The organism is Mycobacterium sp. PO1 (assembly GCF_017312405.1).
GTDB lineage: Bacteria > Actinomycetota > Actinomycetes > Mycobacteriales > Mycobacteriaceae > Mycobacterium.
In genome coordinates, this window is the sequence record NZ_BLTG01000096.1 from 20,898 (window position 1) to 38,970 (window position 18,073).

At 67.2% G+C, this 18,073-nt stretch carries 16 protein-coding genes; 14 read left to right on the top strand and 2 right to left on the bottom strand.

Annotated features, from left to right (window positions below; all coding sequences use genetic code 11):
- Nucleotides 1-7 precede the first annotated feature (7 nt).
- The 11 genes from nuoE to J3476_RS24615 all read left to right on the top strand — a co-directional run bounded on the left by nuoE (nucleotide 8) and on the right by J3476_RS24615 (nucleotide 13,655).
- A complete protein-coding gene (nuoE, locus tag J3476_RS24565; protein WP_207068920.1) occupies nucleotides 8-883 on the top strand; it encodes an NADH-quinone oxidoreductase subunit NuoE in 876 nt (291 codons plus the stop codon).
- Nucleotides 880-2,238 carry an NADH-quinone oxidoreductase subunit NuoF gene (gene nuoF / locus J3476_RS24570; RefSeq protein WP_207068921.1) on the top strand — a complete coding sequence of 453 codons (1,359 nt, stop codon included), beginning with the start codon at nucleotides 880-882 and terminating at the stop codon, nucleotides 2,236-2,238. Before nuoE ends, nuoF begins: the two co-directional genes overlap by 4 nt.
- Complete coding sequence (locus J3476_RS24575) at nucleotides 2,235-4,619, top strand: NADH-quinone oxidoreductase subunit G (protein WP_207068922.1); 2,385 nt, start codon at nucleotides 2,235-2,237, stop codon at nucleotides 4,617-4,619. The genes nuoF and J3476_RS24575 overlap by 4 nt, the downstream gene beginning before the upstream one ends.
- Nucleotides 4,616-5,896 carry an NADH-quinone oxidoreductase subunit NuoH gene (gene nuoH / locus J3476_RS24580; RefSeq protein WP_207068923.1) on the top strand — a complete coding sequence of 427 codons (1,281 nt, stop codon included), beginning with the start codon at nucleotides 4,616-4,618 and terminating at the stop codon, nucleotides 5,894-5,896. Before J3476_RS24575 ends, nuoH begins: the two co-directional genes overlap by 4 nt.
- Nucleotides 5,889-6,536, top strand: a complete 648-nt coding sequence (nuoI, locus tag J3476_RS24585) for an NADH-quinone oxidoreductase subunit NuoI (RefSeq protein ID WP_286183662.1) — start codon at nucleotides 5,889-5,891, stop codon at nucleotides 6,534-6,536. Before nuoH ends, nuoI begins: the two co-directional genes overlap by 8 nt.
- Nucleotides 6,529-7,257, top strand: a complete 729-nt coding sequence (locus tag J3476_RS24590) for an NADH-quinone oxidoreductase subunit J (protein ID WP_207068924.1) — start codon at nucleotides 6,529-6,531, stop codon at nucleotides 7,255-7,257. Before nuoI ends, J3476_RS24590 begins: the two co-directional genes overlap by 8 nt.
- Nucleotides 7,254-7,553 (top strand): NADH-quinone oxidoreductase subunit NuoK, encoded by a 300-nt coding sequence (gene nuoK / locus J3476_RS24595; protein WP_207068925.1) that lies wholly within the window; start codon nucleotides 7,254-7,256, stop codon nucleotides 7,551-7,553. The genes J3476_RS24590 and nuoK overlap by 4 nt, the downstream gene beginning before the upstream one ends.
- Before the next feature lie 197 nt (nucleotides 7,554-7,750).
- Nucleotides 7,751-9,631 carry an NADH-quinone oxidoreductase subunit L gene (gene nuoL / locus J3476_RS24600; RefSeq protein ID WP_207068926.1) on the top strand — a complete coding sequence of 627 codons (1,881 nt, stop codon included), beginning with the start codon at nucleotides 7,751-7,753 and terminating at the stop codon, nucleotides 9,629-9,631.
- Entirely contained in the window at nucleotides 9,625-11,205 is a 1,581-nt protein-coding gene (locus J3476_RS24605; RefSeq protein ID WP_207068927.1) for an NADH-quinone oxidoreductase subunit M, read from the top strand. The genes nuoL and J3476_RS24605 overlap by 7 nt, the downstream gene beginning before the upstream one ends.
- The gene (gene nuoN, locus J3476_RS24610; RefSeq protein ID WP_207068928.1) at nucleotides 11,202-12,782 is read left to right on the top strand and encodes an NADH-quinone oxidoreductase subunit NuoN; all 1,581 of its coding nucleotides are present in this window, start codon (nucleotides 11,202-11,204) and stop codon (nucleotides 12,780-12,782) included. Before J3476_RS24605 ends, nuoN begins: the two co-directional genes overlap by 4 nt.
- Nucleotides 12,783-12,893: 111 nt before the next feature.
- Nucleotides 12,894-13,655 carry an enoyl-CoA hydratase gene (locus tag J3476_RS24615; protein WP_207069006.1) on the top strand — a complete coding sequence of 254 codons (762 nt, stop codon included), beginning with the start codon at nucleotides 12,894-12,896 and terminating at the stop codon, nucleotides 13,653-13,655.
- 23 nt (nucleotides 13,656-13,678) lie between these two features.
- Here J3476_RS24615 and J3476_RS24620 read toward each other — a convergent pair whose 3' ends face one another.
- The gene (locus tag J3476_RS24620; RefSeq protein WP_207068929.1) at nucleotides 13,679-14,266 is read right to left on the bottom strand and encodes a TetR/AcrR family transcriptional regulator; all 588 of its coding nucleotides are present in this window, start codon (nucleotides 14,264-14,266) and stop codon (nucleotides 13,679-13,681) included.
- A 156-nt stretch (nucleotides 14,267-14,422) separates the two neighbouring features.
- Here J3476_RS24620 and J3476_RS24625 point away from each other — a divergent pair, with 156 nt between their 5' ends.
- Nucleotides 14,423-15,073, top strand: a complete 651-nt coding sequence (locus tag J3476_RS24625; RefSeq protein WP_207068930.1) for a stage II sporulation protein M — start codon at nucleotides 14,423-14,425, stop codon at nucleotides 15,071-15,073.
- Between the two features lie 61 nt (nucleotides 15,074-15,134).
- Here the strand turns inward: J3476_RS24625 and J3476_RS24630 are convergent, their stop codons facing one another.
- Complete coding sequence (locus J3476_RS24630) at nucleotides 15,135-15,749, bottom strand: TetR/AcrR family transcriptional regulator (RefSeq protein WP_207068931.1); 615 nt, start codon at nucleotides 15,747-15,749, stop codon at nucleotides 15,135-15,137.
- 43 nt (nucleotides 15,750-15,792) lie between these two features.
- On the opposite strand from J3476_RS24630, the gene J3476_RS24635 reads away from it, so the two are divergent.
- Together J3476_RS24635 and J3476_RS24640 are read left to right on the top strand one after the other, a co-directional pair.
- Nucleotides 15,793-16,929, top strand: a complete 1,137-nt coding sequence (locus J3476_RS24635; RefSeq protein ID WP_207068932.1) for a phosphotransferase family protein — start codon at nucleotides 15,793-15,795, stop codon at nucleotides 16,927-16,929.
- Complete coding sequence (locus J3476_RS24640; RefSeq protein WP_207068933.1) at nucleotides 16,929-18,071, top strand: hypothetical protein; 1,143 nt, start codon at nucleotides 16,929-16,931, stop codon at nucleotides 18,069-18,071. The genes J3476_RS24635 and J3476_RS24640 overlap by 1 nt, the downstream gene beginning before the upstream one ends.
- Nucleotides 18,072-18,073: the final 2 nt, after the last annotated feature.

Below are 18,073 nucleotides of genomic sequence, written 5' to 3' on the forward strand. Positions count from 1 at the left end.
GACAACCATGACTATCTTTCTCGAACTCGGCCAGCAGCCTGACGAGCCCGGCCCGCCGATCCACGGCCCCGCCCGCTATCCGGACGAGGTGACCACTCGGCTACGCGCAGATGCGGCGACCGTGATCGGCCGCTACCCCCATCCACGCTCGGCCCTGCTGCCGTTGCTGCATCTGGTGCAGGCCGAAGACGGCTGTCTGACCCCGGCCGGAATCGCCTTCTGCGCCGCCGAACTGGGGCTGACCGACGCCGAGGTCACCGCGGTGGCGACGTTCTACTCGATGTACCGGCGCACCCCCACCGGCGACTACCTGGTCGGGGTGTGCACCAACACGTTGTGCGCCATCATGGGTGGTGACGCGATCCTGGAGACGCTCACCGACCACCTCGGCGTCCGCCCAGGCGAGACCACCGACGACGGCGTCGTCACCCTCGAGCACGTCGAGTGCAACGCGGCGTGCGACTACGCACCCGTGGTGATGGTCAACTGGGAGTTCTTCGACAACCAGACCCCGTCGTCCGCCCGTGACCTCGTCGACGCCCTGCGCTCGGGCCACCCGCCCGCACCCTCGCGCAGCCCAGCACTGTGCACGTTCCGCGAAACCGCGAGAACTCTTGCGGGCCTGTCCCACTCCGGGAGTCCGGACACCGCGGCGCCCGCCGGCCCGGCCACCCTGGCCGGCCTGCGCTGCGCTCACGAACGCGGGATGGCTGCACCGCCGCCCGACCGGCCGGCGACCGACAGCGTGTCCGGCGACCCCGGAAGTGATCAAGCCGAAGCCGCCGAAGCGGTGCGGGATCAGCCGGCGCCGGCGCCGTCCGCCGACGTGCCGGCCCGACCGGCCACGCCCGAGACCGATCCGAAGGCGGCCGACTCGCAGTGACTGCACACACCCCCCTGACGCCCGTGCTGAGCCGGTTCTGGGATGACCCCGAGCCGTGGTCGTTGCAGACCTATCTGCGCCACGGCGGCTACCAGGCGCTGCAGCGCGCCATGGCGATGAGTCCCGACGACGTCATCACCACTGTCAAAGACGCGGGCCTGCGCGGCCGCGGCGGCGCAGGGTTTCCCACCGGCACCAAGTGGTCCTTCATCCCGCAGGTGCGCGGCCCGCGGACCGACCAGAAGGCCGCCGGCCAGGAGGACGCCGCCGCCAAGCCGCACTACCTGGTGATCAACGCCGACGAATCCGAACCCGGCACCTGCAAAGACATCCCGCTGATGTTGACCACCCCGCACTTCCTCATCGAGGGCGCCATCATCGCGGCGTATGCCATCCGGGCACACCACGCGTTCATCTATCTGCGCGGCGAGGTGGTACCGGTACTGCGACGTCTGCAGGAGGCGGTGGCCGAGGCCTACGCCGCCGGTCACCTGGGCACCGATATCCACGGGTCGGGGTTCGACCTGGAACTCGTCGTGCACGCCGGTGCGGGGGCCTATATCTGCGGTGAGGAGACCGCGCTCCTGGACTCGCTCGAAGGGCGCCGCGGGCAACCTCGGCTACGGCCGCCGTTCCCCGCGGTGGCCGGCCTGTACGCCTGTCCGACGGTGGTCAACAATGTCGAATCCATCGCCAGCGTGCCGCCGATTCTGCTCCACGGTGTCGACTGGTTCCGGTCGATGGGCTCGGACAAATCACCCGGTTTCACGCTCTATTCGCTGTCGGGGCACGTGACCAACCCCGGGCAGTACGAGGCGCCACTGGGTATCACGCTGCGCGAACTGCTCGACTACGCCGGCGGTGTGCGTGCCGGACACCGGCTGAAGTTCTGGACCCCGGGCGGGTCGTCGACACCGCTGCTGACCGACGAACATCTCGACGTACCACTGGATTACGAGGGGATGGCCGGCGCTGGGTCGATGCTGGGCACCAAGGCGCTGCAGATCTTCGACGAGACCACGTGCGTGGTTCGCGCGGTGCGCCGCTGGACACAGTTCTACGCACACGAGTCCTGTGGCAAGTGCACCCCGTGCCGCGAAGGCACCTTCTGGTTGGCACAGATCTACCGGCGCCTCGAGGAAGGCGCCGGCACCGAAGCCGACCTGGACAAGCTCCTCGACATCTCCGACGCCATCCTGGGCAAATCTTTCTGCGCGCTCGGAGACGGTGCGGCCAGCCCGATCATCTCGTCGCTGAAGTATTTTCGCGCCGAGTACGAGACCCACCTCGACGGGGGTTGTCCCTTCGACCCGCACGCCTCCATGCTGTCCGCGCCGGAAGGGGTCGGGGTATGACGCTCGCCGAACACAGCCACGACGCACCGCCGGTCGAGATGGTGACGTTGACGATCGACGGCACCGAAGTAAGCGTGCCCAAGGGCACGTTGGTGATCCGGGCCGCCGAACTCATGGGAGTGCAGATACCGAGGTTCTGCGATCATCCGCTGCTCGAGCCGGTCGGCGCCTGCCGTCAGTGTCTGGTGGACGTCGAGGGCCAGCGAAAGCCGCTGGCCTCGTGCACCACCACCGTCGCCCCCGACATGGTGGTGCGCACCCAGTTCACGTCCGAGGCCGCCGACCGGGCGCAGCAGGGTGTGATGGAGCTGCTGCTGATCAACCACCCCCTGGACTGTCCGGTGTGCGACAAAGGCGGTGAGTGCCCGCTGCAGAATCAGGCGATGTCCAACGGCCGCGCGGAAACCCGGTTCGAGGACGTCAAACGGACGTTCCCGAAGCCGATCGCGGTCTCGTCACAGGTGCTGCTGGACCGCGAGCGCTGCGTGCTGTGCGCCCGATGCACCCGTTTCTCCGACCAGATCGCCGGGGACCGCTTCATCGACCTGCTCGAGCGCGGCGCGCAGCAACAGGTCGGTATCGCGCCCGGAGAGCCGTTCCAGTCGTACTTCTCGGGCAACACCGTGCAGATCTGCCCGGTGGGCGCACTGACCGGGACCGCCTACCGGTTCCGGGCCCGGCCGTTCGACCTGGTGTCCAGCCCGAGTGTGTGCGAACACTGTTCCTCGGGCTGTGCGCAGCGCACCGACCACCGGCGCGGCGCGGTGCTGCGCCGACTGGCCGGCGACGACCCCGAGGTCAACGAGGAGTGGAACTGCGACAAGGGCCGATGGGCGTTCACCTACACCGGTGTGGGCGATCGCCTCACCACTCCACTGGTGCGCGACGGCGGCGAACTGCGGGCCGCCTCCTGGTCCGAGGCGCTCGGCGTCGCTGCCGCAGGTCTGGCGTCGGCACGGGGACGAACAGGCGTGCTCGTCGGCGGCAGAACCACCGTCGAGGACGCCTACGCGTACGCCAAATTCAGCCGCATCGTGCTGAACAGCAACGATATCGACTTCCGAGCGCGACCGCACAGCCACGAGGAGGCCGAGTTCCTGGCCCACCATGTCGCCGGGTCGCCGATGACGGTCACCTACTCCGACGTGGAGAAGGCCCCCGCCGTGCTCCTCGCCGGGTTCGAACCGGAAGAGGAGTCACCGATCGTGTTCCTGCGGCTGCGGAAAGCCGTGCGGCGCAATGCTCTCCGGGTCTTGTCGATCGCCCCGTTCGCGTCCCGGGGTCTCGAGAAGCTGGCCGGAACCTTGATCAGCGCACGTCCCGGCGAAGAGGCGGGCGCGTTGTCCGAGCTCGAGCGCGACGAGCTGCTCTCGATGCCCGGAGCGCTCATCCTGGTCGGTGAACGCCTCGCGACGTCGCCGGGCGCCCTGTCGGCGGCCGGCCGGCTCGCTGAGTCCACCGGCGCGCGACTGGCCTGGGTCCCGCGCCGCGCCGGGGAGCGCGGCGCACTGGAAGCCGGCGCGCTGCCGAACCTGTTGCCGGGGGGGCGACCTGTGGCCGATGAGCGAGCCCGCGCCGCCACAGCAGCGGCGTGGGGCGTGGACCGTCTGCCCGACACCGTGGGGCGCGACACCGAAGCCATTCTGGCCGCCGCCCGCGCCGGCGAACTTCAGGCACTGTTGGTCGGCGGTGTCGAACTCGCCGACCTACCCGATCCCGCGGCAGCGCTGGCCGCGGTCCAGGCCGCGCCGTTCGTCGTCAGCCTGGAGCTCCGGGAAAGCGACATCACGCAGCGCGCCGACGTGGTGTTCCCCGTCGCGCCGGCCGTGGAGAAGACCGGCTCGTACCTCAACTGGGAGGGCCGCCGGCGTCGCTTCGAGGCGGCACTGCGCACCAACGCGATCCCCGACTCGCGGGTGCTGAACTTCCTGGCCGACGAGGTCGGAGTCGACCTCGGACTGCCCACTGCCGACGCCGCCGACGCCGATCGGGCCCGCCTGGGTCTGTGGTCCGGGCAGCGGGTGGCGGCACCGCAGATCTCCCCCGAACCGGCTCGCCCGCGTGCGGGTCAGGTGGTGTTGGCCGGATGGCGGATGCTGCTCGATGCCGGTCGCCTGCAGGACGGTGAGCCGCACCTCGCGGGCACAGCCCGACCGGCTGTGGCACGACTGTCCGCCGCGACGGCCAGTGACGTGGGCGTCGCCGCCGGTGAGCCGGTGACCGTCAGCACCGAACGTGGCGCGGTGACACTTCCCGTCGAGATCACCGACATGGTCGATGGGGTGGTGTGGCTGCCACTGAACTCCGCGGGCAGCGCCGTTCACGCCACCCTCGGGGTGACCGTCGGCCAACCGGTGGCGATCGGCCGGGTGACGCAATGACTTATCCAAACGCGGCGACCTATCCACACGCGGCGACCTATCCAGATCCGGCCTTGTTCGGTCACGATCCCTGGTGGTTGATCCTTGCCAAGGCGCTCGGTGTGTTCGCGTTCCTGGTGCTGACGGTGTTGTCGGCAATCTTGATCGAGCGCAAGCTACTCGGCCGCATGCAGATGAGGTTCGGGCCGAACCGGGTCGGTCCGCACGGGTTGCTACAGTCGCTGGCCGACGGGATCAAGCTTGCCCTGAAGGAGGGACTCGTACCCGCCGGGGTGGACAAGTGGATCTATCTTGCCGCGCCGGTCATCTCGGTGATCCCGGCGTTCATGGCGTTCGCGGTGATCCCGTTGGGCGGTGAGGTGTCGATATTCGGTCACCGCACCGCCTTGCAGTTGACCGACCTGCCGGTCGCGGTGCTCTACATCCTGGCGGTGACGTCGATCGGGGTGTACGGAATCGTGCTGGCAGGCTGGGCCTCCGGCTCGGTGTATCCACTGCTCGGCGGACTGCGGTCGTCGGCTCAGGTGGTCTCCTACGAGATCGCGATGGCGCTGTCCTTCGCGACGGTGTTCATCTACTCGGGCACGATGTCCACCTCGGGCATCGTGGCGGCGCAGGATCGCACCTGGTTCGTCTTCCTGCTGCTGCCCTCGTTCGTGGTGTATTTGACGTCGATGGTCGGCGAGACCAACCGTGCGCCTTTCGATCTGCCCGAAGCCGAAGGTGAGCTGGTCGGCGGGTTCCACACCGAGTACTCGTCGCTGAAGTTCGCGATGTTCATGTTGGCCGAGTACGTCAACATGACCACCGTATCGGCGCTGGCCACCACCCTCTTCCTCGGCGGATGGCGGGCGCCGTGGCCGCTGAGCATCTGGGAAGGGGCGAACGCCGGGTGGTGGCCGCTGTTGTGGTTCACCGCGAAGGTATGGCTGTTCCTGTTCATCTTCATGTGGCTGCGTGCGACGCTGCCCCGACTGCGTTACGACCAGTTCATGGTGCTGGGATGGAAATTGCTCATCCCGGTGGCGCTGGGCTGGATCATGATCGTCGCCGTCATCCATACGCTGGTCGAGCCCGGCGTGCGGGACTGGGTGACCGCGCTGGTGGGGGTCGCCGGGTTGGCCGTCATGGTGGTGCTCCTCAACATCCGCAGCAACCCGCGGACCGAGAGCCCGCCCCCGGCGCCCGCAACCCCGGCCGCCGGGGCGCAGGCCGGCGCCTTCCCGGTGCCTCCCCTGCCGGCGGCGCACACGACCAAGGAGCAATCACATGCCTAAATTCCTCGATGCGCTTGCAGGATTCGCCGTCACGTTCGGGTCGATGTTCAAGAAGCCGATCACCGAGGAGTATCCGGAAAAGCCCGGCCGGGTGGCCCGGCGCTACCACGGACGGCACCAACTCAACCGCTACGCCGACGGCCTGGAGAAGTGCATCGGCTGCGAACTCTGCGCCTGGGCCTGCCCGGCAGACGCCATCTACGTCGAGGGCGCCGACAACACCGACGCCGAACGGTATTCCCCCGGCGAGCGTTACGGGCGCGTCTATCAGATCAACTACTTGAGGTGCATCGGCTGCGGCCTGTGCATCGAGGCCTGCCCTACCCGGGCGCTGACGATGACCAACGACTACGAGATGGCCGATGACAATCGCGCGGACCTGATCTACGGCAAGGACAAGTTGTTGGCGCCGCTCGAGCCGGGGATGCAGCAACCGCCGCACCCGATGGCCCCGGGCAGCACCGATGAGGACTATTACCTCGGCAACATCACCCGTCAGAGCACCGCACACCGACGGGACAGCAATGGCGCCGCGCACGTAACGGACAACAATGGCGTCACGCACGTAACGGACAACAATGGCGTCGCGCACGCAACGGACAACAATGGCGCCGCGCACGTAAGGAGCACCAATGGGTGAAGCCGTGTTGTTCTGGGTGCTGGCCCTGGTGGCCGTGGTAGGGGCGATCGGGGTGGTCGCCGCTCCCAAGGCGGTGTATTCGGCGATCTCGCTGGCCACCACGATGATTGCGCTCGCGGTGATCTACATTGCGCAGGATGCCCCGTTTCTGGGGGTGGTTCAGGTGGTCGTCTACACCGGAGCGGTCATGATGCTGTTCCTGTTCGTGCTCATGCTGATCGGGGTGGATTCGTCGGAGTCGCTGGTGGAAACCCTTCGTGGACAGCGGCTCGCGGCGATCTGCATCGGTATCGGTTTCGGGGTCCTGCTGATCGCCGGTATCGGCAACGTCGCAGTCGCGGGCTTCGTGGGCCTGGACGCCGCGAACCAGAACGGCAACGTCGAGGGTCTGGCCGCGCTGATCTTCACGCAATACCTGTGGGCGTTCGAGCTGACCGGCGCGCTGCTGATCACCGCAACGCTGGGCGCGATGCTGCTGGCCCACCGTGAACGCACCGAGCGACGTAAAACCCAGCGCGAGCTGGCGATCGAGCGTTTCGCCCCTGGTGGGTATCCGACCACGCTGCCCAACCCGGGTGTCTACGCCCGCCACAACGCGGTCGACGTCCCGGCCCGTCTGCCCGACGGCTCGGCATCCTCGTTGTCGGTCAGCGCGACTCTGCAGGTGCGGCGGGTGCCCACGGAGGGCCAGGACGACAACTCGCGCGGGCGTGATCGATGAGTCCTGACTACTACCTGTATCTGTCGGCGCTGCTGTTCACCATCGGCGCCGCCGGAGTGTTGTTGCGTCGCAACGCCATCGTCATGTTCATGTGTGTCGAGTTGATGCTCAACGCCGCCAACCTCGCCTTCGTCACGTTCTCGCGGATGCACGGCCAGCTGGACGGACAAGTGGTGGCCTTCTTCACCATGGTGGTCGCTGCCTGTGAAGTCGTGATCGGGCTGGCCATCATCATGACCATCTTCCGGTCGCGCCGCTCTGCCAATGTCGACGCGGCGAACCTGCTGAAGCACTGATGAGCGCTTGCGCGAAGAAGAGAAGGCACTGATGAGCGCTTGCGCGAAGAAGAGAAGGCACTGATGAGCGCTTGCGCGAAGAAGAGAGAACCCTGATGAGCGCTTGCGCGAAGAAGAGAGCACCTGATGAGCGCTTGCGCGAAGAAGAGAGCACCTGATGAGCGCTTGCGCGAAGAAGAAAAAACACTGAGGCGCCGATGACCGTACCCGTGTGGCTGCTGATCGCGCTCCCCCTCGGCGGGGCGATGGTGTTGTTGCTGTCCGGCCGGCGGAGCAACCCGTGGGGCCATCGGGTGGGAACCGCCGCGTCGCTGGCCTCGTTCGTCTGCGCCGCAGTGTTGTTCGCCGACATGGTCAGCCGACCCGCCGAGGACCGCCGCATCACGGAGACGCTGTTCTCGTGGGTTCCCGTCGGAGAGTTGCAGGTGGACTTCGGCCTGCACCTGGACCAGCTGTCGATGTGCTTCGTGTTGCTGATCACCGGGGTCGGGTCTCTGATCCACATCTACTCCATCGGCTACATGGCCGAGGATCCCGAGCGCAGGAAGTTCTTCGGGTATCTCAACTTGTTCCTCGCGGCCATGCTGCTGCTGGTGCTCGCCGACAACTACCTCGGTCTGTACATGGGCTGGGAGGGCGTGGGCCTGGCGTCCTATCTGCTGATCGGGTTCTGGTCGCACAAGCCGTCGGCAGCGACGGCGGCCAAGAAGGCGTTCGTCGTCAACCGGGTCGGTGACATCGGGTTGGCGGTGGCGTTGATGCTGATGTTCTCCGCGGTGGGGTCGGTGTCGTTCACCGGTGTGTTCGACGCGGCACCGCAGTTGAGCGAGTCCATGCTGACGCTGATCGGCTTGATGCTGCTGTTGGCGGCCTGCGGCAAGTCCGCCCAGGTGCCGTTGCAGTCGTGGCTCGGTGACGCCATGGAAGGTCCCACGCCGGTGTCGGCGCTCATCCACGCCGCGACGATGGTCACCGCCGGTGTCTACCTGATCGTGCGGTCGGGCCCGGTGTTCGACCTCGCGCCGCACGCGCAGACCGCCGTCGTCGTCGTCGGCGCGGTCACGTTGCTGTTCGGTGCGGTGATCGGCTGCGCCAAGGACGACATCAAGAAGGCGCTGGCCGCATCGACGATGAGCCAGATCGGCTACATGGTGCTCGCAGCCGGACTCGGGCCGGTCGGCTACGCGGTCGCGATCATGCACCTGCTGACCCACGGGTTCTTCAAAGCGGGTCTGTTCCTCGGCGCCGGGTCGGTGATGCATGCGATGGACGACGAGGTGAACATGCGGCGCTACGGCGGGCTGCGCACAGCGCTTCCGGTCACGTTCGTGACGTTCGGACTGGGGTACCTGGCGATCATCGGCATCCCACCGCTGGCCGGCTTCTTCTCCAAAGACGGCATCATCGAGGCCGCGCTGGGCGCCGGCGGCGTCAAGGGGGTTGTGCTGGGCGCGGTGACCATACTCGGCGCCGGCATCACGGCCTTCTACATGACACGGGTGATGCTGATGACGTTCTTCGGCGAGAAGCGTTGGGCCGAGACATCGCATCCGCACGAGGCGCCGTCGGTGATGACCTGGCCGATGATTCTGCTGGCGGTCGGGTCGGTGACTGCGGGCGCGGCGCTCGCCGTCGGAGGCACGCTCGAGCACTGGCTGGAGCCGGTGGTGGGCGCTCATGAAGTCCACCACGTGCTGCCGGTGTGGGTGGTCACCGTGATCGTGTTGTCGGTCGTCGCGGTCGGCATCGTGATCGCCTACCGGATGTACGGCTCCCGAGCGGTCGCCGAGCAGCCGCCCACCGGTTCGGCGCTGACCGCCGCTGCGCGCCAGGATCTCTACGGCGACGCATTCAACGAGAAAGTGTTGATGCGACCGGGTCGGGTCTTCACCGAGGAACTGGTCGAGATCGATGACGAAGTGGTCGACGGCGTGGCCGGAGGCCTGGCGGGCGGGGTGTCGCGGATATCCCGAGGGTTGCGGAACACGCAGACCGGCTTTGCCCGATCGTATGCGTTGTCGATGCTGGTGGGCGCCACGCTGGTGGTCGCGACGATCCTGGCGGTGAACCTGTGGTGAGCTCGATTCCCTGGCTGACTGTGCTGTGGGCCGTCCCGATGGTCGGCGCGGTCGCGGTGATGGTTCTGCCCGCCGCACAGCGGGACCTGGTCAAGTGGGTGGCGTTGGGGGTCTCGCTGGCGGTGCTGGCCGTCACGGCGGTCGTGGCCGTCGGCTTCGACCCGGCGGGGGCGCAGTTCCAGTTCGTCGAATCCCACCGCTGGATACCGTCGTTCGGCACCGGTTACCAACTCGGTGTCGACGGGATCGCGTTGGCCCTGGTGGTGCTCACCGCCGTGCTGATGCCGATCCTGATCGTCGCCGGATGGAACGACACCCGCGACGACATCAGCTGGGGCGGCCGGTCGGTGCACGTGTACTTCGCGCTGATGCTGGCCGTGGAAGGCATGGTCCTGATCTCGTTGATGGCGTTGGACATTCTGCTGTTCTACGTGTTCTTCGAGGCGATGCTCATCCCGATGTACTTTCTGATCGGCGGGTTCGGTGGTGCGCAGCGCAGCGCCGCGGCAGTCAAGTTCTTGCTCTACAACCTGTTCGGTGGGCTGATCATGCTCGCCGCCGTGGTCGGCCTCTACGTCGCGACCGCGGGAAGCGACGCGTTCGAGGGCGGCACGTTCGATTTCCGCGCGATCGTCGCCGCGATCGCCGACGGCGACTTCGCGCTGAACCCCATGGTGATGCATCTGCTCTTCGGTGGCTTCATGTTCGCGTTCGCGATCAAAGCGCCGCTGTGGCCGTTGCACCGGTGGTTGCCCGACTCCGCGGTGCAGGCCACCCCGGCCAGCGCGGTGCTGATGATGGCCATCATGGACAAGGTGGGCACGTTCGGCATGATCCGATACTGTCTACCGCTGTTCGGCGACTCGGCCGCGCTGTTCGCACCGGTGATCATCACGCTGTCGGTGATCGGGATCATCTACGGCGCTGTGGTCGCGATCGGCCAGACCGACGTCATGCGCCTGATCGCGTACACCTCGATCTCGCATTTCGGGTTCATCATCCTGGGCATCTTCGTGATGACCAGCCAGGGACAGGCCGGCTCGACGCTGTACATGGTCAACCACGGCATCTCGACCGCCGCACTGTTCCTGATCGCGGGGTTCCTGGTGTCGCGCCGCGGTTCGCGTCTCATCAGCGCCTACGGCGGCGTGCAGAAGGTCGCGCCCGTCCTGGCGGGCACGTTCCTGGTGGCCGGGTTGGCGACGCTGTCGCTGCCCGGGCTGGCGCCGTTCATCAGTGAGTTCCTGGTGCTCATCGGCACCTTCACCCGCTATCCCGTGTTCGGTGTGCTCGCCGCCACCGCTCTGGTGCTGTCTGCGATCTACATCCTGTGGATGTACCAGCGGATGATGACGGGTCCCCTGCCCCGTGACCTCGCCGACGGTGAGTCAAAGCTTCCCGATCTGGTGCCTCGCGAGATCGTCGTGGTCGCACCGCTCATCGCGTTGCTGCTGGTGCTCGGGGTCTATCCCAAGCCTGCGCTCGACGTGATCGATCCGGCGGTGTCTCACACGCTGACCTCGATCGATCAGCGAGACCCGAGTCCTGCGATCGCAGAGGGGTTCCCGAGATGACCATCCCTACGCCGTCGATCGAGTACGGCCTGCTGTCCCCGATGCTGATCGTGCTGGGTTCGGCGGTGCTCGGTGTGCTGATCGAGGCGTTCGTGCCGCGCCGCCTTCGCTACCAGGTGCAGATCGGGGTCAGCCTGGCGGCCCTCGTCGCCGCGTTGGTCGCCGTCGTCGTGCTGGCGGGCGACCTCGGCGACGGCAACGGCGCTACGGCGATGCTGGGCGCGGTGGCCGTCGACCGGCCGGCCCTGCTGCTGCAGGGCACCATTCTGCTGGTCGGCGTGCTCGGAATACTGCTCATCGGCGAGCGCCGGATCCGTTCTGGCGATTGCGATCCCGCCGACGGGCAGTCGGGCGGCTTGGATGCGTTCACGCCGCAAGCCTCGGTGGTCCCCGGCGGCGTGGCCGAGAAGCAGGACACCCGGGCGGGACTGATCCAGACCGAGGTGTTCCCGCTGACACTGTTCGCGGTCGGTGGAATGCTGTTGTTCCCCGCCGCCAACGACCTGCTGACGATGTTCGTCGCGCTGGAGGTGTTGTCGCTGCCGTTGTATCTGCTCTGCGGTCTGGCCCGCCGCCGCCGCTTGCTGTCACAGGAAGCGGCGATGAAGTACTTCCTGCTGGGCGCGTTTGCGTCAGCATTCTTCCTCTACGGCTCGGCGATGCTGTACGGCTACGCGGGCACTCTGCGCTTCGACGGGATCGCCGATGCGGTCACGTCGGGTACGGGAAAGCCCGCGCTGGCGCTCATCGGGGCCGGACTGGTGTTGGTCGGGGTGTTGTTCAAAGTCGGTGCGGTGCCGTTTCATTCGTGGATTCCCGACGTGTACCAGGGAGCGCCTACCCCGATCACCGCGTTCATGGCGGCGGCCACCAAGATCGCCGCGTTCGGAGCACTGCTGCGGGTGTTCTACGTGGCGTTGCCGGAGCTGCGCGACGACTGGCAGCCGGTGTTGTGGGCCGTGGCGATCCTGACGATGCTGGTCGGCACGATCACCGCCGTCACCCAGGCCGACGTGAAACGGATTCTGGCGTATTCGGCAGTCGCACACACCGGGTTCATCCTCACCGGCGTGGTCGCAGGCACCCCGGCCGGGTTGTCTGCGACGCTGTTCTATCTATTCGCCTACGGCTTTTCCACCGTCGGCGCGTTCGCGGTGGTCGGTCTCGTCCGCGACCGCATGGGCGAGGAGGACACCGACATCTCCCGGTGGGCCGGGCTGGGAAGGCGTTATCCCGCGGCGGGCCTCGTGTTCTCGTTGTTCTTGCTGGCCTTCGCCGGAATCCCGTTGACCAGCGGCTTCGTCAGCAAGTTCGCGGTGTTCAAGGCGGCGGGTGAAAGTGGGGCCATCGCACTGGTGGTCGTCGGCGTGATCGCCAGTGCGATCGCCGCTTACTTCTACGTGCGCGTCATCGTGCTGATGTTCTTCACCGAGCGTCCGGACGACGCGCCGGAGGTCGTGGTACCCAGCGTGTTGACCAGTGGCGTCATCGCCGTCACGGCCGCCGTCACCTTCCTTCTCGGCGCGCTGCCCCAACCGCTGCTCGACCTGGCCAATGCCGCCGACCGCTTCCTCTGATACGACTGCGACGTGACCGAGCACCAACCCGTCCGCACCGCGGACCCAGGCCAAACCGTCCGCACCGCGGACACAGGCCAAACCATCCGCACCGCGGACACAGGCCAAACCATCCGCACCGCGGACCGTGGCCCCGTGCGGGTCATCACCCTTAACCGCCCCGCGGCCCGCAACGCGCTCAGCGGCGCTCTGAACCGCGCCCTCTACGCCACGCTGACCGACGCCGACGCCGACGAAGCGGTGTCCGCGGTAGTGCTGACCGGGACCGACCCGGCGTTCTGCGCCGGTGTCGACCTGAAGGAGGCCGCGCGCGACGGCTTGCGCTATTTCGAGGAATTCCAGTCACACAGTTCCATCGCGGCGGTGGCGGCGATGCACACCCCGATCGTGGGCGCCATCAACGGGGCCACCTTCACCGGCGGACTCGAGATCGCCCTGGGTTGCGACTTTCTCATCGCTTCCGAGCGCGCCGTGTTCGCCGACACCCACGCCCGGGTCGGCATCCTGCCCGGTGGCGGGATGACCGCGCGGCTGCCGCAGCTGGTGGGCGCTGCGATGGCACGGCGGTTGTCGATGACCGGCGAGGTCGTCGATGCCGTGCGGGCCGAACGGATCGGACTGGTCACCGAGGTGGTCGCCCATGAAACGCTGCTGCACCGCGCTGTCGAGCTGGCCACCCAGATCGCCGACGTCCCCCGTTCGACGATGCGCAGCCTCAAGCAGATCTACACCACCGGCTCAGCAGCGGTGACCGACCCCGCGCTGGCGGCCGAAGCGGCGATCGCGGTCGCCCAGCACCGCGACTTCGACGCTCTCGACGCAACGTTCCGCGCGGTGACACAGCGCAACAAGGAGCAGATGAACCCCGGCTGACACCTGCTTGCCGGCATGCACGGTCACGGTGCGCCCGGCTCGAGCACGGCGTCCACGGCGGTGTAGAGCGTCTCGGTTTCGGTGTGCAAGACCGAGTCGCCGCTGGGTAGTGCACGCTCCAGAGCCAGGCCGTTGAGAACGGTGAGCAGGAATCGCGCCTGCAGGGTGCGGTCCCCGGTGCGAAGCACCCCTTCGTCGGCGAGCACGCTCAACCAGTATGCGACGCGTCGTGCCGACGTGCGATCGAAGGCTTGATACGCCGCGCGGACCTTCTCGGTCGGCTCCGCTGCAATGAAGTTCTGATACATGGTCGCCCAGGCTTGTCGCGCCTCCATCCCGACCCCGGCGGGAGCGAGCACCTGGCGCAGGCACTCCACCAACCGGTCACGCGCGGGGCGGGACGGATCCCGGATCGGGTCGTCGGGGATGAAGTGCTCGTAGATCCGCGTCAGCAACTCGTCCTGCAGCGCTCGCTGGGTCGGGAAGTGAAACCGCAACGAGCCCGTACTCACGCCGGCCCGCGCCGCCACCGCTCGGACACTGAGTGTCGTCGTGACGTCTTCGGCGATCATCTCTGCCGCCGCTTTGAGGATCTTCTCCCGCGTGTGCAAGGGCGATTCCTTTGCTGTCACCGACCGACAAGGCTTCACTAACACACTGTGTTAGTGTCGGTCTAACACAGCGTACTAGTGATCGTATCCTCGTGCGGCTGGGCGATGAACGGCGACGCCGCGCGGGACCCGACCACGGAAATCGAAAGGCAAGCGATGACATCTGACCAGCAGGTCACCAGTCGGCTCCTGCGGTGGCCGGGTGTCGCCATCGTGGCGGACAACTTCCGGGCTTACCTGGCTCTGAATGTGGCCGTGTACGGATTGTTCCTGGCCGGCTTCATCGTCGGCCTGACCTTCCCGCACCTCAGCCGAGCGCAGGCGACCCGCCTCGACGACAACGGCACCACGGATCTGGTGCAGTCGCTGATCGACCGTCCCTGGCTGTTCGCCGTGACCATTCTGGGCGTGAACGTCATCAGGATGAGCGTGTTGACCATCGTTCTGCCGTCCCTGGTCGTGCCGTTTGCCGGGCTCGCACTGTTCGCCTACTGGGCCTTCACCACGGGGATCACGCTGGTTCCGGCCAACGACCTGGGATGGGTCGCACTCATCCCCCACTCCCTGACACTGGTCATCGAGTTCCAGGCGTACCTCGTGCTGCTGCTGGGTGTGTACCTGCTCGGCAGGCACTGGATCCGGCCCGCCACCGCCGGTGCGGACAACCGACGCGGCGGTTACCTCTACGGGCTGCGACAACTCGGCCGGCTTGCTGTGCTCGCGGCGGTTCTGCTGATCATCGGCGCGGTGTACGAAGCGTTCTCGCTGCGTTACCTGGTCCACCCACTGGCTCAGTGGCTGTTGTGACCGGGTGAACCCAAACGACAGCCGGGGGCGCCCCGGTCTTCGGGGGACGGCGACAAATCGGTTACGTCGTGGGTCCGGCGAGCACCCCGTGCAGCAGGATCGAGGTGACGTCGTCGACCCACCGCGCGGAGGGCAGGGTGTCCGGCGACTGGATCACCGTCAGCAGCGTGGCGCCGCCGATCAGGTCGACGAGCCGGTCGGGGTCGATCTCGGCGCGGACCTCACCGCGGTCGACGGCATCGCGGAGCCTATCCCGCACCGCGGCGAACAGTTCGGTGAAGCGGGCGCTGACCCTCCCGCTGAGCGCCGCGTCAGCGGTCATGTCGGTGATGAGCCCGGGCAGCGCCGCCCGCACGACCGGGCTGGTGAACACGTCGCGGGCGGCCTCGATCATCGCGCGCAGGTCGGCGGCGATGTCACCGGGCGGGGCCTGCATCGCCGACGGAGTCACCGGGAACGCCGCCTCGTGCACCAATTCCGCTTTGCTCGACCACCGGCGATACAGCGCGGTCTTGGTGGTTCCGGCCCGATCGGCGACGGCGGCCATGGTGACGTTGGAATAGCCGATTTCGACAAGTAGATCCGCGGTGGCGCGCAATATGGCAGCGTCGATACGAGGGTCGCGGGGACGGCCTGCACCCGGGGGCTTGCCAGCCGACAACGGGTCTGCTTTCATATCGCTACCCCCGGTATCGTAACTGTGGCGGAAGGACCAGTCTGTGCCCAGTGATCCAGCCGTTGAGGACGTCGAACGGCTCCAGCGGTCCAGTCGTGACCTGACGAATGTCCCTGCGGCTCTTTCGCAGTGGTTATCCACTGTACTACCGAACACCACACCCGAGATCACCGTGGAAAGCGGCGTGGATTCCAACGGCATGTCCTCGGAGACCATCTTACTGTCGGGGCGCTGGACGCACGGCGGACGACCGGTGGAGCAGCGCTGGGTTGCCCGCGTCGCGCCCACCGAGGCCGACGTGCCGGTTTTCGACCACTACCGCCTCGACCATCAGCACGAAGTGATGCGCCTGGTCGGTGAGTTGACCGACGTCGCGGTGCCGCCGGTGCGCTGGCTCGAAGACACCGGCACGGTCCTGGGACGGCCGTTCTTCCTGATGGACCGCATCGACGGGGAGGTCCCCCCGGACGTCATGCCCTACACATTCGGAGACAACTGGCTCTACGACGCCAGCCCCGAGCAGCAACGCCGGCTCCAGGACAACACTGTCGAGATCCTGGCGGCCTTGCATTCGATCCCCAACGCCCGTCAGGTGTTCGGCTTCCTCCAGGACGTCGACCCGCCGGGCGAGACGGCGTTGCACCGCCACTTCGGGTGGCTGAAGAACTGGTATGCGTTCAGCGTCCCGGACATCGGCCGCTCACCCCTCGTGGAGCGCGCGCTGGACTGGCTGGAGGAGCATTTCCCGGCCGACGTGGCGGCGCAGGAACCCGTGCTGGTCTGGGGCGATTCCCGGATCGGCAATGTGATGTACCGCGACTTCAGCCCGGTCGCGGTGCTCGACTGGGAAATGGCCACCGTGGGCCCGCGCGAGTTCGATCTGGCCTGGATCAGCTACGCGCACATGGTCTTTCAGGAACTCACCGGCCTCGCGGGACTGCCGGGCATGCCGGACTTCCTGCGTGAGGACGATGTCCGGGCCACATACCGGGAGTTGACCGGTGTCGACGTCGGCGACCTGGACTGGTTCTACGTCTATTCCGGGGTGGTGTGGGCCTGCGTCTTCATGCGCACCGGAGCGCGCCGGGTGCACTTCGGGGAGATCGAGAAACCGGACGACATCGAGACGCTGTTCTACCACGCGCCGTTGCTCAAGCGCATGATCGGGGAGGCCGGCTGATGCTCGGACCCATGGACGAATACCCGGTCCACCAACTCCCCCAGCCCATCGCGTGGCCGGGATCCTCGGACCGCAACTTCTACGACCGCTCCTACTTCAACGCCCACGACCGCAGCGGCGACATCTTCGTCATCACCGGCATCGGGTACTACCCCAACCTCGGGGTCAAGGACGCGTTCCTGTTGGTCTCACGCCGCGACAGCGGCAAATACGGCGGAGGCGGCGACACCCAGACCGCAGTACACCTGTCCGACGCGATCGACCAGGACCGACTCAACCAGCACGTGGGCGCCTACCGCGTCGAGGTCATCGAGCCGCTGCGCAAGCTCCGCATCGTGCTCGACGAGACCGACGGCATCGCCGCGGACCTGACCTGGGAGGGCCTGTTCGACGCGGTACAGGAGCAGCCGCACATCATGCGGCGCGGCAACCGCATCACGCTCGACGCCCAGCGGTTCGCCCAGGCCGGCACCTGGAGCGGCCGACTGCTGATCGACGGCCAGGAGATCGAGGTCGACCCGACCCGCTGGATCGGCACCCGCGACCGGTCGTGGGGCATCCGCCCGGTCGGCGAGGCCGAGCCCGCCGGCCGGCCCGACGATCCGCCGTTCGAAGGCATGTGGTGGCTCTACGTACCGATGGCGTTCGACGACTTCGGCATCGTGCTGATCATCCAGGAGGATCCGCACGGGTTCCGCTCGCTCAACGACTGCACCCGCATCTGGAAGGACGGCCGCGTCGAACAGCTGGGCTGGCCGAGAGTGACCGTCAGCTACCGCTCGGGCACCCGCATCCCCACCGGTGCGTCCATCGACGCCACCGCATCCGACGGCAGCCCGGTGCACTTCGACGTCGAGTCGAAGCTCGCCGTGCCGATCCATGTCGGTGGTGGATACGGCGGCGACTCCGACTGGCTGCACGGGATGTGGAAGGGAGCGGCGTTCACCGAACGCCTCACCTACGACATGACCGATCCCGCCGTCATCGGGCGGGCGGGTTTCGGGGTCATCGATCACGTCGGCCGGGCGGTGTGCCGCGACGCCGACGGTGTCGAGCGTGAAGGGTGGGGACTGTTCGAGCACGGCGCCCTGGGCCGCCACGACCCGTCAGGCTTCGCCGACTGGTTGTCCGTCGCGCCGTGACC